The organism is Streptomyces sp. NPDC097129 (assembly GCF_055668065.1).
In genome coordinates, this window is record NZ_JBVOQE010000008.1 from 292730 (window position 1) to 307221 (window position 14492).

The following is a 14492-nucleotide window of genomic DNA, read 5'->3' on the forward strand; positions in this document are numbered from 1 at the left end:
GCCCCGACGCAGGGCTGCACCCGGCGATGTGATGCCCACGGCCGGGCCGCACGCCCGCGTCGCCCGGTACTCGACGCTGCAGCCGACCGGTGCCGGCCGCGCAGCCCGGCACCGGCGACGAGGCACAACTGCCCGCAGCTACACGGGACGGCACCCGCGCGGCGGTCCCTCGGTTACGCGCGCGTGGCGATCCCGCGCGCGGGAAGGGGCGACGGCCCGCAGTCGCCGACGGCGGGAAGGGGGCGGGGTGGGGGGTGTCCGCCCGCAGCGGCCGGCACCGGCACAGGGCGCCGTCGTCGGGGACGGGCGGCCGGACCGAGGACGGACACCCCCCACCCCGTCCCCGACTCACAACGAACCGAAGGCGCGACACCAGCCACCCACCGGACCGTAACGGGCCGCCGCAGGCACAAAAGGGGCGCGGGGAACTGCGCGACCAGCCACAAGGCACCCGCAGACGAAACATGACCCAGCGCCGCAGGCATCCGCGACCAGCCCCCACCCACCCGCAGACAAAACACGACCCAACGCCGCACGCACCCGCGACCAGCCACAACGCACCCCGCACGCACCCACAAGGAAGAGCCCCATGCGCACCGAACACGACCTCCTCGGCAACCGGGACATCCCCGCAGACGCCTACTGGGGCGTCCACACCCTCCGCGCCACCGAGAACTTCCCCATCACCGGCACCCCCATCTCCACCTACCCCCACCTCGTCGACGCGCTCGCCGCCGTCAAGGAGGCAGCCGCCCGCGCCAACGAGGAACTCGGCCTGCTCGCCCCCGAGAAGGCCGCCGCGATCATCGCCGCCTGCCAGGAGATCCGCGCCGGAAAGCTGCACGACCAGTTCGTCGTCGACGTCATCCAGGGCGGCGCCGGCACCTCCACCAACATGAACGCCAACGAGGTCGTCGCCAACCGCGCGCTCGAACTGCTCGGCCACGCCAAGGGCGAGTACACCCACCTGCACCCCAACGAGGACGTCAACCTCGGCCAGTCCACCAACGACGTCTACCCCACCGCCGTCAAGATCGCGACGGTCTTCGCGGTCCGTGGGCTGCTCAAGGCGATGGCGGTCCTCCAGGACGCCTTCGCCCGCAAGGCCGTGGAGTTCCGCGACGTACTCAAGATGGGCCGTACACAGTTGCAGGACGCGGTGCCGATGACGCTCGGTCAGGAGTTCTCGGCGTACGCGGTCATGATCGAGGAGGACCGCAGCCGTCTCGCCGAGGCCGTCGAGCTGATCCACGAGATCAACCTCGGCGCCACGGCCATCGGCACCGGCCTCAACGCCCCCGCCGGCTACGCCGAGGCCGCCCGCCGCCACCTCGCCGACATCACCGGCCTGCCGCTCGTCACGGCCGCGAACCTCGTGGAGGCCACGCAGGACTGCGGCGCCTTCGTCCAGATGTCCGGCGTGCTGAAGCGGATCGCCGTCAAGCTGTCGAAGAGCTGCAACGACCTCCGCCTGCTCTCCTCCGGTCCGCGCGCCGGCCTCGGCGAGATCAACCTCCCCCCGGTGCAGGCGGGTTCGTCGATCATGCCCGGCAAGGTGAACCCGGTGATCCCCGAGGTGGTCAACCAGGTCGCCTTCGAGGTGATCGGCAACGACGTCGCCATCACCATGGCCGCCGAGGCCGGCCAGCTCCAGCTGAACGCGTTCGAGCCGATCATCCTGCACTCCCTCTCGGAGTCGATCACGCATCTGGAGCGCGCCTGCGTCACGCTCGCCGTCCGCTGCGTCGACGGGATCACCGCGAACACGGAACGCCTGCGCGCGACCGTGGAGACCTCCATAGGCCTGGTCACCGCGCTCAACCCGCACATCGGCTACACGGCGGCCACGGACATCGCCAAGGAGGCCCTCGCCACCGGCCGCGGAGTCGCCGAACTGGTCCTGGAAAAGGGCCTGCTCCCGGCAGACCGCCTCGCCGCTCTCCTCCGCCCGGAGGTCGTGGCGGGCAGCGCGGCCCCCCTGACCTGACCCCCCGAAGCGCCCCGAACCACCCCTGAGCGCACCGAACCACCGCCGACCGACCACCCTGAAGCGCCCCGCACCCGACCCGGAGGGAGAATGCCGATCATGGCACCGTCGAAGACGTTCGCCCCGGTACTCGAGCGCATCGCCGAGGAGATCGAGCACACCCCCGGCCGGGGCCGCCCCGCCGGCTACATCCCGGCGCTGGCGGCGTGCGACCCGCGCAGCTTCGGCATGGCCGTGGCGGAGCCGGACGGCACGGTGTACGGCGTGGGGGACTGGCGTGAGCCGTTCTCCACGCAGTCCATCACCAAGGTCTTCACCCTCGCGCTCGACCTCGCCCGCGAGGGCGACGAGCTGTGGGAGCACGTGGGCCGCGAGCCGTCCGGCAACCCGTTCAACTCCCTGGTGCAGCTGGAGTACGAGAACGGCATCCCGCGCAACCCGTTCATCAACGCGGGCGCCCTCGTCGTCACCGACCGCCTGCACACCCGTACCGGCGACGCGGCAGCGGAGTTGCTGGCCTTCCTGCGCGCCGAGAGCGGCAACACCGGCCTCGCCTTCGACGGGGAGGTCGCCGCCTCGGAGTCCGCGCACGGCGACCGCAACGCCGCTCTCGCGCATTTCATGGCGTCGTACGGCAACATCGACAACCCGGTGCCCGAGCTGCTCGACCAGTATTTCCGCCAGTGCTCGATCACCGCTTCGTGCGCCGACCTGGCTCTGGCAACCGGATTCCTGGCCCGCCACGGGGTCCGCGCCGACGGCTCACGCCTGCTCACCCGCAGCCAGGCCAAGCAGGTCAACGCGATCATGCTGACCTGCGGCACCTACGACGCGGCGGGCGACTTCGCCTACCGTGTCGGCCTGCCGGGCAAGAGCGGCGTCGGCGGCGGCATCATCGCCGTCGTACCCGGCCGCTGCACACTCTGCGTCTGGAGCCCGGGCCTGGACGAACGCGGCAACTCCGTGGCGGGCGTGGCGGCGCTGGACCGCTTCACGACCCTCACGGGCCTCTCGGTGTTCTGACCGGAACCACGCCCCCGCACCTCCCGTCCACACGCAGGCCCCCGCACACCCCGTCATACGCAGGCCCCCGCACACCCCGTCCACACGCAGGTCCCCGCCCCGAGGCCGCGGCGTCGCCCCGCGGTCACCCGGCATTGGCACGCTGACCCGGTGCTGCCCATGGCTTTCCCCGTCGATCTACGCCGCTGCCAGGTGCTCGGTCTGGCCGGCACCGCCTTCCTCGCCCTGGGCGGGGAGACGGCAGGCGCCCTGCCGATGCCGGACCTGCCGGCGCCGGCCTCGGCGCGGGCCGCGCTCGGGCTGGTCGGCGTGTACTTCGGTGTCGTCCTGCTGATCGCCGCCTGGGCCCTGCTGGGCCGGCTGGTGCGCGGCCCGCATCCGCCGTCCCCGCGCGCCCTGCTGCTCGTGCTGGCCGTCTGGGCGGCCCCGCTGCTGCTCGCGCCGCCGCTGTTCAGCCGTGACGTCTACAGCTACCTCGCCCAGGGCGCCATGGTCGACGCCCACCTGGACGTCTACGCGCACGGGCCGGCCCTGCTCGGCGGCCCGCTGGCCGACGAGGTGGCCCCGCTGTGGCGGCACACCGGCGCGCCGTACGGGCCGGTGTTCCTCGCGGCGGCGTCCGCGCTGTCCGGGCTGACCCGGGGCAGGCTGCCCGCAGGCCTGCTCGGCATGCGCCTGCTCGCGCTGCTCGGCGTCGCCCTGATGGCGGCCGTACTGCCCCGCCTGGCCCGCGCCGGCGGCGCCGACCCGGCCGCCGCGCTGTGGCTGGGCGCGCTGAACCCGCTGGTCCTGCTGCACCTCGTGGCGGGCGCCCACAACGACGCCCTCATGCTCGGTCTGCTGGGCCTCGGCCTGGTCGCCGCCTCGGGCCGCCACCCGCTGACCGGCGCCGTCCTGGTCACGCTCGCCGCCCTGGTGAAGGCGCCCGCTCTGCTCGGCCTCGCGGCGGTCGTCGTCCTCCAGGTCCGCGCGGGCCGCCGCCCGCTGCCGGCCGCCCTGGCGACGCTGGCCGCGGCCGCCGCCGCGACCGTCACGGCGACCGCCGTCGCGGGCACCGGCTACGGCTGGATCGGCGCCCTCGACACCCCGGTCTCCGCGCACAACTGGGCCCCGACCACCCTGCTCGGCCGTGCCACCGGCGCGCTGCTGGACCGGCTCGGCAGCGACCTGGCCCCGCTCGCGGTCCCGGCCTGGCACACCCTCGGCCTCGCCGTCACCGCCGGCGCCCTGGCGGTCATATGGCGGCGCCGGCACCCGCACCCGGTGTACGCCCTGGGCCTGAGCCTGGCCGTGGTCGCCGCGTTCGGACCGGCGATCCGCCCCTGGTACGCCCTGTGGGGCCTGTTCCTCATCGCGGCCGCCGCGCCCAGCACCTCGGTCCGCCACCGGATGGCGGGCGTCGCGGCCCTGCTCGCGCTCGCCGTCCTGCCCGGCGGCGGCCCGGCCGACGCCGGCCGGCTCGTCCTGGCCGTCTCCGGCGGGGCACTGGCCCTGGTCGTGCTGTTCCAGGTCCACCAGGTGGCACAACTCCCGGCACTCGAGCGCACCGCATGAGCCGGCCGGCCCCGGGCCCCCGCCCCCGTCCGTCGCTCCCCGTTCCCGCCACCGACCGCGGCCGGCTGCTGCTGCTCCTGTCCACGGCCGTCGCGGTGACGGTGTTCACCGCGACCGTGCCGTTGCTGCGGGACTGGTTCGACCTGCGGGTCTACTACGGCGCCGTGCACACCTGGGTCCACCACGGCGGGCACGTCTACGACTACCGGGTGCCGGGAACGGCGTACGGCTTCACCTACCCGCCGTTCGCGGCCGTCGCCATGCTGCCCATGGCCCTGCTCGGCCGTCCCGCCGCCCTCGCCGTGGCCCTGCTGCTGGACGCGGTGGCGCTGGCGGTCGTGCTGCGGGTGCTGGCGGGCCGGGCGTGGCGCCGGCCCGGCTGGTTCGGCTGGGGCCTGATCCTGTGCGCTCTCGCCCTGTTCGAGCCGCTGCGCGACACCGTCAGCTTCGGCCAGGTCAACCTCCTCCTGCTGGCCCTGGTCCTCGCCGACGCCTGGCTGCTGACGTCGGCCCGCGGCCGGGAGCGGGACGCCGGCGCAGAGGAGAGCCGGGGGAGCCGGGCGGCCGTACTCGCCGGTGCCGGGATCGGGCTCGCGGCGGCGATCAAGCTCACGCCCGTGCTCTTCATCGGTCTGCTCCTGCTCGCCGGCCGCCGACGCGCCGCGGCCGTCGCGACGGCGGTCGCCCTCGCGGCGACGGTGCTCGCGGCGCTCGTCGCGCCCGGCCCGTCCCGCTTCTACTGGACCGTGGCGATGTGGGACACCACGCGCGTGGGCCGCCTCGACTACGTCTCCAACCAGTCCCTGCAAGGCGTGCTCGCCCGCCTCGGGGAGCCGCAGCACGGGCTGTGGGCGCTGGCCGTCGTGGCCGCGCTCGGCGTGTGGGCGTGGCGTTCGCGCCGGGCGGCGGCCGCGGGCGACTGGCCGGCCGCCTTCGCGCTGACCGGACTCGCCGCGTGCCTGGCCAGCCCGATCACCTGGGTGCACCACCTGGTGTGGCTGCTGCCGTCCTTCGCGGTGCTGCTGCGCGCCGGGCACGCGCGCGTGGCGGGCGCTCTGTACGCGGTGCTGTGCACCAGCGTGGTGTGGCTGTGGGCCCACAACGCGTCGGGCGTGGCCGCGTTCGCCGGTTCCAACGCCTACACCTGGGTCACGCTCGGTCTGCTGCTGTGGCTGCCGTACCGTCACCCGCGCGCGGCGGCCCGCTTCTTGGCGCGCAGCGACAACGCCACCGTGGCGGCGCCCGCGGCGGACGCGGAGACGATCGCGGCCGCCTCCACCCAGCCGGCGCCGTCCTGCGGCGCCGGAGCGGACACGGCGGCGGCGACGGGGGAGGCGTGCGGCCCGTGCGGTGGCGGTGTGTCGTGCACGGCGGCGTCCAGCGAACCGACCGGATCGACCCGCCCCGCCGCGCCGAACCCCCAGTCCAGCAGCGCCCGCGCCTCCTCGTAGACGGTGAACCCGCCGCCCGCCTGAGGGTTCATCACCGTCACGACGAGCGTGCGGGTGCCCCGCCGCGCGGCGGCGACCAGGGTGTTGCCGGCCTGGGTGGTGTAGCCGTTCTTGACGCCGATCAGCCCCGGATACGCCTGCACCCCGTCGGCGCCGGTGAGCAGCCGGTTGGTGTTGCGGATGCCGTACGACCACCCGCCGCCGCCCGGGAAGCTGGCTTCGGCCGTGCCGCAGTACTGGGCGAAGTCGGGGTTGCGCAGCCCTTCCCGCCCGAACACCGCGAGGTCGTACGCCGAGGAGACCTGGCCGGGCGTGTCGTAGCCGTCGGGGGAGACGACGTGGGTGTCGCGGGCGCCGAGCGCGCGGGCCTTGGCCTGCATCTGGGCGGCCGTCGCCGACCAGCCCCCGTTGAGTGCGGCCAGTACGTGCACGGCGTCGTTGCCGGAGTTGAGGAAGACGCCGCGCCACAGGTCGGCGACGGTGTACGTGTGGCCCTCCGCGACCCCGACCATGCTGCTGCCGGGCCCGATCCCGGCGAGTTCCTCCTCGCTGACCCGGTGTTCCATCCCGGCCGGCAGGGAAGGCAGCACCGTCAGCGCGAACAGCGTCTTCAGGGTGGAGGCCGGCGGCAGCTTGCGGTGCGCGTCGTGCGCGGCGAGCACCTCGCCGGTGCCGGCGTCGGCCACCAGCCAGGACAGCGCGGAGACGTCCGGCAGACGCGGGGCGCCGCCGCGCAGCCGTACCTGGGTGCCGTACGTCTGGAGCAGGGACGGGGGTGCCGCCCGTGGCCCGCCGGGCGTGGGCTCCGCTCCGCCCGCGGCGGACGCCGCGGCGGGGGAGAGGGCGAGGACGCCCACCACCGTGAGCGCACAGGTCGACAGGACGACCCGGGAAGGAAATCCGATGGTCATACGATCAACCTAGGAATCGTTGGCGGATTCCCCCTGCTGTCCGGGCCGAACGGGTCACGTGTGCACCCGGATGCCGCACCTATGGCCGGATGTGCCGGACCCCCGCGTGCCGGGAGGGCGTACGGGAGACATGCCCGGAGCCGGAAGGTGACAGGGTGGCCGGATCATCCGGTGGGGGGAACGGAAGTTCGACCGTCACCGTGCCGCTCTACGAGAACACAGGAGCGACAGGGTGTCAGGCCGTCGGCAGTGTGGGCTGGATCCGGCGCAGGAACGCCGCGTTGCCGGGGGTTTCGCGCAGCCGCTGCAGCAGTGTCTCCAGTCCGGCGGGCCCGCTCTGTGCCGCGAGGGCCCGGCGCAGCCCGCGCACGGCCGCCAACTCCGGGGCCGGGAGCAGGAGTTCCTCGCGCCGGGTGCCCGAGGCGGGCAGGTCGAGCGCGGGGAAGAGGCGGCGGGAGGCCGCTTCGCGGTCCAGGCGCAGCTCCATGTTGCCGGTGCTCTTGAGTTCCTCGAAGAACAGGTCGTCGGCGCGCGAGCCGGTCTCGACGAGGGCGGTGGCGAGGATCGTGAGCGAACCGCCCTCCTCGGCCAGCCGGGCGGCGCCGAAGAAGCGCTTCGGGCCCTGCAGCGCCGCCGCGTCGACACCGCCGCTGAGGGTGCGGCCGCCGGCGGAGGCGGCGTGGTTGTGGGCCCGGCACAGCCGGGTGAGCGAGTCGAGCAGGAGCACGACGTCCTCGCCGTCCTCCACCCGCCGCCTGGCCCGCTCGATCACCAGCTCGGCGAGGGCGATGTGCTGGGCGGGCGAGCGGTCGAAGGTGGAGGCGTACACCTCGCCGCGTACCGAGCGGCGCATGTCGGTGACCTCTTCGGGCCGTTCGTCGAGCAGCAGCACCATCAGGCGGCACTCGGGGTGGTTGCCCGCGATCGCGGCCGCGATCTGCTGGAGCAGCACGGTCTTGCCGGTCTTGGGCGGGGCGACGATCAGCCCGCGCTGGCCCTTGCCGACGGGCGCGAACAGGTCGACGACCCGTCCGGCGGCCCCGGACGCGGGGTGTTCGAGGCGCAGCCGCTCCCGCGGGTGCAGCGGGGTCAGCTCCCCGAAGCGGCGGCGGTCGCGCGCCTCTTGGGGCGTACGGCCGTTGACGTGCCGTACCTCGGTCAGGCCCTGCCGCCCGCCGCGCACCCCCTCGACGAGGTCGCCCTTGCGCAGGCCGTGCCGGCGGATCAGGGCGGGGGAGACGGGCGGGTCGGTGGGCGTGGGCAGGCAGTGGGCGGCGGCGCGCAGGTGTCCCTTCCCGCTGCCGTCGATGTCCAGGACACCGCTGACGAGCAGGTCGGACGGGGGCTGCTGGGCCACCGGGGGGCGTTCGAGGGTGATGGTCATGGGAGGCCGGTCCTTTCGTGGAGGCCGAGGTGAGACAGGTGAGCCGAGGTGAGACAGGTGAGCCGATGTGAGACAGGCGGGAAGGGGGATGCCGCGGAACGAGGGGCGCGGAAGAGCGCGCCCGGCGGCGAAGACGTCGCGCCTCGGCGGGCAAGAGGTGCCGGCATCAGGCGTACGACGGAAGAAGACACGCGCGGAATAAGGCGCAGGAAGGGGGGAATCCGCACCGACGCCCTCGATGGGGCGTGGACATGTGCTCTTGGCACTGTAGCACCGGATGGCCGCGAAACAACGGCACAGGGCGCCACCACGACCAACGCGGTGACGCCCCGGGCTATTCCGGAAGGGTGTACTGCCAGGTCAGACCGACCGCGCCGCGGCGTCGGCGGAGATCTCGTCGAACTGGGCGCCCATCGCCGCCGCCAGCGCCTGCGCGCCCGACAGCGGGCGCACCATGACGGTGAACTCGTCGATCAGCCCCTGGTCGTCGAGGTGGATGAAGTCGCAGCCGGTCAGCTCCCGGTCGCCCACCCGGGCGGTGAACACCAGCGCGTGATCGCGTCCGTCGGCCCCCGTCAGCTCACGGACGTACCGGAAGTCCTCGAAGACCTTGGCGACGCCGCGCAGGATCGCCGCGGTGATGGCCTTGCCGGGGTAGGGCTTGAAGACCACCGGGGACGTGAAGACGACGTCGTCGGCCAGCAGGGCCTCGACGGCGTCGAGGTCGCCCGCCTCCACCGCCTCGCGGAACGCGCGCATCACCATCACCTCATACTCAATTAGTTGAATAGGTGCAGAGGAGAATAGTCACCTGCTGTTAGCGTGTCCACATGTCGTTGAAGTTCGCGGTGCTGGCCGCCCTGCTGGAGGGCGAGGCCTCGGGATACGAGCTGTCCAAGGTGTTCGACGTCTCGCTCGCCAACTTCTGGCCCGCCACCCCGCAGCAGCTCTACCGCGAGCTGGACCGCCTCGCCGCCGACGGGCTGATCGAGGCCCGCCTGGTCCAGCAGGAGCGCCGCCCCAACAAGCGGATGTTCTCCCTCACCGACGAGGGCCGCACGCGGCTGCGGGAGTTCGCCACCGCGCCGCCGAGCAGGCCCACCGCCATCCGTGACGAGCTGCTGATCAAGATCCAGGCCATGGACGGCACGGACCCGGCCGCGACCCGCGCGCTGATCGAGGAGCGCAGGTCCTGGGCGAGCGGCAAGCTGGACGGCTACCGGCGGGTCCGTGAGCGCCTGCTGGACGGCCGCGACGAGGAGGAATACCTGCGCGAGGCCGACCGCATCGGCCCGTATCTGACCCTCATGGCGGGCATCTCCTTCGAGGAGGAGAACCTGCGCTGGTGCGACCGCGCACTCGCCGTCCTGGGACGGCGCGTTCCTCTAGGCTGACCGCGTGTTCAGCCCCGAAGGCCCCACCCTGCGCGAACTCGCCGTCCAGGCGCTGTCCTCCGTCGAACGCGGCTACGACCTGCTGGCCCCCAAGTTCGACCGCACACCGTTCCGCACGCCGCGCTCCGTCCTCGACGCCGTCGCCGAGCAGCTCGCCCCGCTCGGCCCCTACGACGACGGTCTCGACCTGTGCTGCGGCACCGGCGCCGGCCTCGATGTGCTCGCGCCACTGTGCCGGCGCAGCGTCACCGGCGTCGACTTCAGCGCGGGGATGCTGGACGTGGCGCGGCGGCGCACCCCGCCGGCCGGTCCGCGCGTGTCGTGGGTGCGCGCCGACGCCCGCGCCCTGCCCTTCGAGGCGGCCTTCGACCTGGTCGTGAGTTTCGGCGCGTTCGGCCACTTCCTGCCCCGCGAACTGCCCGGCCTGTTCGCCCGGGTGCACTGCGCGCTGCGCCCCGGCGGCCGCTTCGCGTTCCCCGTCGTCGCCCCGCCCCGGCCCACCGAGCCCGCCTACTGGATGCTGCTCGGCTTCGACGCCGTGATGCGGGTGCGCAACGCGCTGTGGCGTCCGCCGTTCGTGATGTACTACCGCGCCTTCCGGCTCGCCGACGTGCGGCGGGAGTTGGAGCGCGCCGGGTTCGAGGTGGAGCTGTACGCCCTGCCCGGGTTCGGGCGCCGCCGCGACGGCAGTCCCCGGGTGCGGACGATCGTCGCCCGGCGCCCCGCCTGAACGAACCCCTCCGCACCGAGCGCCTCTTCGCGCGCACGGTTGGCAGCGCTAACAACCTGTGCCATAGTTCGGGCCGCTACAGCCTTTCAGCGCATGTTAGCGATCCCAAGGAGGAGGAGTCGTGCCCACTCCCCCCGCAAGACGAGCCGCAGCCGTCGTCGCCGCCGTCCTCGCCCTGTGCGGCGGCGGACTGGCGGCGGGCCCCCCGGCGGCCGCCGCGGACCACACCGTGACCGTCGGCGCGACGGGGTCCTGGACCAACCCGGACGACACCCCGGCCGCTCCGTACCTCGACAAGGACGGCACCTTCTACTACCAGCAGGCCCACGCCCTGTACGGCGCGGACGACCCCCGCGAGTGGAGCTTCTACAGCGGCAAGGACTTCGACACGGTCACCCGGTCCAGTGCCCTCAGCGACGCGGTGAACCCGGCCGACCCCGACGACCGCAACAACGACACCACGTCGCGCTGCAACAACAGCCCCACCGGCAAGGAAGCCACCTACGCGCCCACCGGCTCCCCCTACGCGCAGAAGAACTACTGCGACCTGGCCGGAGTGTGGGTCGACCCGGACACCGGCGACTGGTACGGCCTGGTCCACAACGAGTTCACCCCGCAGCCCTTCGCCGACGGACTGCACTACGACGCCGTCGACTACGCCGTCTCCCACGACCGGGGCCGTACCTGGACCATCAAGGACCACGTCATCACCTCGCCGTACAGCACGCGGCGCGGCGACACCACCGCGTTCCCGCAGCAGACGTACCACTACGGCGACGGCGACCCGCGCCTGTACGTCGACACCGCCTCCGGCTACTTCTACGTCTTCTACGGCTCGCGCATCGTCGACAAGGGCGGCAGCTGGCGCACCTTCCACGCGCACGTGGCGCGCGCGCCGATCGCGGGGAAGATGGCGCCCGGCAGCTGGCGCAAGTGGTACGACGGCACATGGTCCGAGCCCGGCACCGGCGGCCGGGAGAGCAACATGGTCCCGGTCGACTCCGCCCACCCCACCGGCTACACCCCGGCCGGCCAGGAGTACGACCCCGCCACCCCCGGCACCGCGAACCAGCAGGTCGCCGCGGGGAAGATGCCTCCCACGTCGCCCTTGTTCGTCATGGACATCACCTACGACGCCCATCTCGGCCTCTACATCGGCGAACCGCAGGCCGTCGACCAGAGCGGCAAGGCGCCCCAGCAGTTCTACGCCACCGACGACCTCGCCTCGCAGAAGTGGCGGCTGATCGGCGACACCGGCAGCCACACCAACGCCTCCTGGTACCGCTGGTTCCTCGACCCCGCCAACCGCACCAGCAGCCAGATCGTCGGCAGGTCCTTCCGCTCCTACTGCTCCTTCGGCTGCTCGAACGACTCCTACGGCGAGTACGTCGACATCACCATCGACTCCTCCGCCCCGGCCGCACCCGTGCGCAGCGGCGCCACCTACCGGATCGCCAACGGTGACGGACGCGTCCTCGCCCAGGCCGCGGGCGCCACCACGACGTCCCTGGCCGCTCCGACGGGCTCCCGCCGGGAGGCGTGGACCTTCACGGCCGACGGCGACGGCTCCTACCGCATCGCCAACGCCGCCACGGGCCGCCTCCTCGGCGTCGACTCCACCGCCATCTCCGGCCGCGCCTGGGGAGCGAGGCCCACCGTGACCCGCGCCGGGGCGGCCGGGCCGGCCGTCGGACAGCAGTGGTTCGTCGTCCCGGGCCGCACCGCCGACGGCGCCCCCACCGGGAGCTACCGGCTCGTCAACCGCTACAGCGGCCTGGTCATCGGCCTGTCCGCGACGCGTGGCCGGCCGGCCGAGACCACACCGCTGCGCGACTGGACGGACACCACCGGCAGCCCGGTCGGCGCCTCCCGCACCGCCGCCGAGCAGACCCTGACCCTCACCCCCCTGCGCTGATCACGGCGTGAGAGCGGCCGGGGCCCCGATCCACGGGTCCCGGCCGTCGTCGCGGGGTCAGCCTGCGGCCGGCAGCGTGAACTCGTAGACCAGCGCCTCCTGGCGGGCGTCCACGACCAGGTCGGTGATCTCCAGCGGGCGGGCGTACTGGTCGTGCACGTACCGCGTCACCCGCATCGACGGGCCGTCGTCGGGGCGGACGATGGAGTCACGGTGGTGCAGGGTCAGTCCGGCGCGGCGCATCCAGTCGTAGACCCGGCGCAGCTCCGCCGAGGCGGTGCCGTCGGCGCGGTCGCGATAGCGCGCCAGTTCCCCGACCTCGTTCAGCGCCACCGCGGAGAAGGACGTCACGGCCGTCCGCCGGCCGCGCCCGTCGGCCGTGGCGCAGTCGTAGCGGTGCACCAGGGTCGGGCGGTGCGGGGCGAGGCCGAGCGCCTCGGCGTGGGGCGGCGGGGGTGGCTGCCAGGCGACCGTGGCCCGCTGCGGGCCGCCCCGGTCCGTGCCGAGGGCGCCGACCGGGAAGGTCAGCGCCTGGGCGAGATGCGGGGCCGGCCCGGGCAGGGTGGCGTGGCTGCCGCGCCGGTCGGTGGCGACCAGGCCGCGATCGCGCAGCACCTCCAGCGCCTGCCGCACGGTCTCCCGGCTGACGCCGTAGTACGCGGCCAAGTACCGTTCGCTGGGCAGGCGTTCGCCGGGCGGGACGGTGCCGCCGGTCAGTTCGGACAGCAGCAGCGCCGCGACGCGCCGGTAGAGCGGCTCCTCCGCCTCGGCGGTGTGCGAGTGGTCGAGCGGGGTGGTGCGGGCCATGCCGCGCCCTCCTGTGGGTGACGTACGTGTCGTTCGCGCTCAGTCGCCACCAGGATTACCATTGGTCTACACCAGCAGGGAAGCGTGGTCTGCCGGTTCGGCCGAAACGAGACCACCACGACCGCTCGTCACAGCGCGTCGTACACGGCACCGACCAGCGCCGTCTTGCGCGGATCGTCGGCGATGCGCGGGCCCATGCGGTTCATCACGTAGCCCAGCGAGACCCCCGCGTCCGGGTCCGCGAGGCCGCACGAACCGCCGAAGCCGTCGTGTCCGAAAGCCTTCGGGTCGGGGCCGTAGGAGCCATTCGGTCCGCTGAGCCACAGCCCGAGCCCGGCCTCCGTCTCGTGGGCGAACCCCGCCCCGAGCACCAGGTCGCGGCAGGCGCCCTGTCCCTCGCGCACCCGCTCGGCCGCCTCTGCGGACAGCAGCCGCCGCCCGCCGAACACGCCCCGCCCGGCGAAGACGCCGTACAGTGCGGCGACCGCCCGCGCGGTGCCGTGCCCGTTCGCGGCCGGGATCTCGGCGGCCCGCCAGCGCGCCGAGTTCGCCTGCGCCGCGCCCACCGCGGGGTTGGTCAGCGCGGCCAGGGCGGCAGGAGGCAACTGGGCGAAGGCAGCGGCCCGTTCGCCGTTCGCCGGGGCCGGGGCATGGACCAGTTCGGCCGCTCGATGCGCCTCGCCCTCGGGCAGGCCGATGGTGAAGTCGATGGCCAGCGGGCCGGTCACCTCCTGCCGCAGGAACGCCCCCGGCAGCAGTCCCGTCACCCGGCGCACCACCTCGCCGACCAGGAAGCCGTAGGTCAGCGCGTGGTACCCGGACACCGTGCCGGGCTCCCACCAGGGCTCGGTCGCGGCGAGCCGGCGGGTCGTCAGGTCCCAGTCGCACAGGTCCTCGAAGGAGTGCGGCTCACGCAGCCCCGCGAGACCCGCCCGGTGCGACAGCAGATGCCGCACCAGCACCTTCTCCTTGCCCGCCGCCGCGAACTCCGGCCAGTACGCGGCCACCGGCGCGTCCAGGTCCAGCAGGCCCCGGTCGGCGAGCAGGTGCGCGGCGAGGGCCACCGGACCCTTCGTCGTGGACCACACGTTCACCACCGTGTCGCGCTCCCAGGGCCGGGCGCGCGCCGCGTCCGCCCAGCCGCCCCACAGGTCCACCACGGCCCGGCCGCCGACCGTGACGGAGACCGCGGCGCCGAGTTCGCCCCGTTGCCGGAAGTTCTCCTCGAAGGCCTCGCGCACTGCCGTGAACCGCGGGTCGCAATGGCCGTGCACCTGTGGCTCGTCGTGGGACATGGGCCCTCCTCGGGTCAGGTACGCCGGGAGCCCGGGCCGTG

The 14492-nt window shown here is 73.8% G+C and carries 11 protein-coding genes and 1 pseudogene; 7 read left to right on the forward strand and 5 right to left on the reverse strand.

Annotated features, from left to right (window positions below):
• Positions 1–589: 589 nt before the first annotated feature.
• The 4 genes from aspA (at position 590) to AC0B9F_RS24005 (ending at position 6015) form a co-directional block, all read left to right on the forward strand.
• A complete protein-coding gene (gene aspA / locus AC0B9F_RS23990; RefSeq protein WP_472005858.1) occupies positions 590–1987 on the forward strand; it encodes an aspartate ammonia-lyase in 1398 nt (465 codons plus the stop codon).
• Between the two features lie 90 nt (positions 1988–2077).
• Positions 2078–3010, forward strand: a complete 933-nt coding sequence (locus AC0B9F_RS23995) for a glutaminase (RefSeq protein ID WP_472005860.1) — start codon at positions 2078–2080, stop codon at positions 3008–3010.
• A gap of 159 nt (positions 3011–3169) precedes the next feature.
• The gene (gene mptB, locus AC0B9F_RS24000) at positions 3170–4564 is read left to right on the forward strand and encodes a polyprenol phosphomannose-dependent alpha 1,6 mannosyltransferase MptB (protein ID WP_472005862.1); all 1395 of its coding nucleotides are present in this window, start codon (positions 3170–3172) and stop codon (positions 4562–4564) included.
• A complete protein-coding gene (locus AC0B9F_RS24005) occupies positions 4561–6015 on the forward strand; it encodes a glycosyltransferase 87 family protein (protein WP_472005864.1) in 1455 nt (484 codons plus the stop codon). Before mptB ends, AC0B9F_RS24005 begins: the two co-directional genes overlap by 4 nt.
• 83 nt (positions 6016–6098) lie before the next feature.
• On the opposite strand, the pseudogene AC0B9F_RS24010 reads toward AC0B9F_RS24005, so the two are convergent.
• The 3 genes and pseudogenes from AC0B9F_RS24010 to AC0B9F_RS24020 all read right to left on the reverse strand — a co-directional run.
• A pseudogene (locus tag AC0B9F_RS24010) lies at positions 6099–6926 on the reverse strand (D-alanyl-D-alanine carboxypeptidase family protein); the annotation flags it as partial.
• A gap of 235 nt (positions 6927–7161) precedes the next feature.
• Positions 7162–8310 carry a transcription termination factor Rho gene (gene rho, locus AC0B9F_RS24015; RefSeq protein WP_472005866.1) on the reverse strand — a complete coding sequence of 383 codons (1149 nt, stop codon included), beginning with the start codon at positions 8308–8310 and terminating at the stop codon, positions 7162–7164.
• 360 nt (positions 8311–8670) lie between these two features.
• Positions 8671–9069 (reverse strand): nuclear transport factor 2 family protein, encoded by a 399-nt coding sequence (locus AC0B9F_RS24020; protein ID WP_472005868.1) that lies wholly within the window; start codon positions 9067–9069, stop codon positions 8671–8673.
• A 71-nt stretch (positions 9070–9140) separates the two neighbouring features.
• On the opposite strand from AC0B9F_RS24020, the gene AC0B9F_RS24025 reads away from it, so the two are divergent.
• From AC0B9F_RS24025 to AC0B9F_RS24035, 3 genes are all read left to right on the forward strand, one after another.
• Positions 9141–9704, forward strand: coding sequence for a PadR family transcriptional regulator (locus AC0B9F_RS24025; protein WP_472005870.1), 564 nt, complete (start codon positions 9141–9143; stop codon positions 9702–9704).
• A gap of 4 nt (positions 9705–9708) precedes the next feature.
• Complete coding sequence (locus AC0B9F_RS24030; RefSeq protein WP_472005872.1) at positions 9709–10434, forward strand: class I SAM-dependent methyltransferase; 726 nt, start codon at positions 9709–9711, stop codon at positions 10432–10434.
• Positions 10435–10555: 121 nt separating this feature from the next.
• The gene (locus AC0B9F_RS24035; protein ID WP_472005874.1) at positions 10556–12349 is read left to right on the forward strand and encodes an RICIN domain-containing protein; all 1794 of its coding nucleotides are present in this window, start codon (positions 10556–10558) and stop codon (positions 12347–12349) included.
• Positions 12350–12406: 57 nt separating this feature from the next.
• On the opposite strand, the gene AC0B9F_RS24040 is transcribed toward AC0B9F_RS24035, so the two are convergent.
• Entirely contained in the window at positions 12407–13156 is a 750-nt protein-coding gene (locus AC0B9F_RS24040; protein WP_472005876.1) for a GntR family transcriptional regulator, read from the reverse strand.
• A gap of 128 nt (positions 13157–13284) precedes the next feature.
• Entirely contained in the window at positions 13285–14451 is a 1167-nt protein-coding gene (locus tag AC0B9F_RS24045; RefSeq protein WP_472005878.1) for a serine hydrolase domain-containing protein, read from the reverse strand.
• Positions 14452–14492 lie beyond the last annotated feature (41 nt).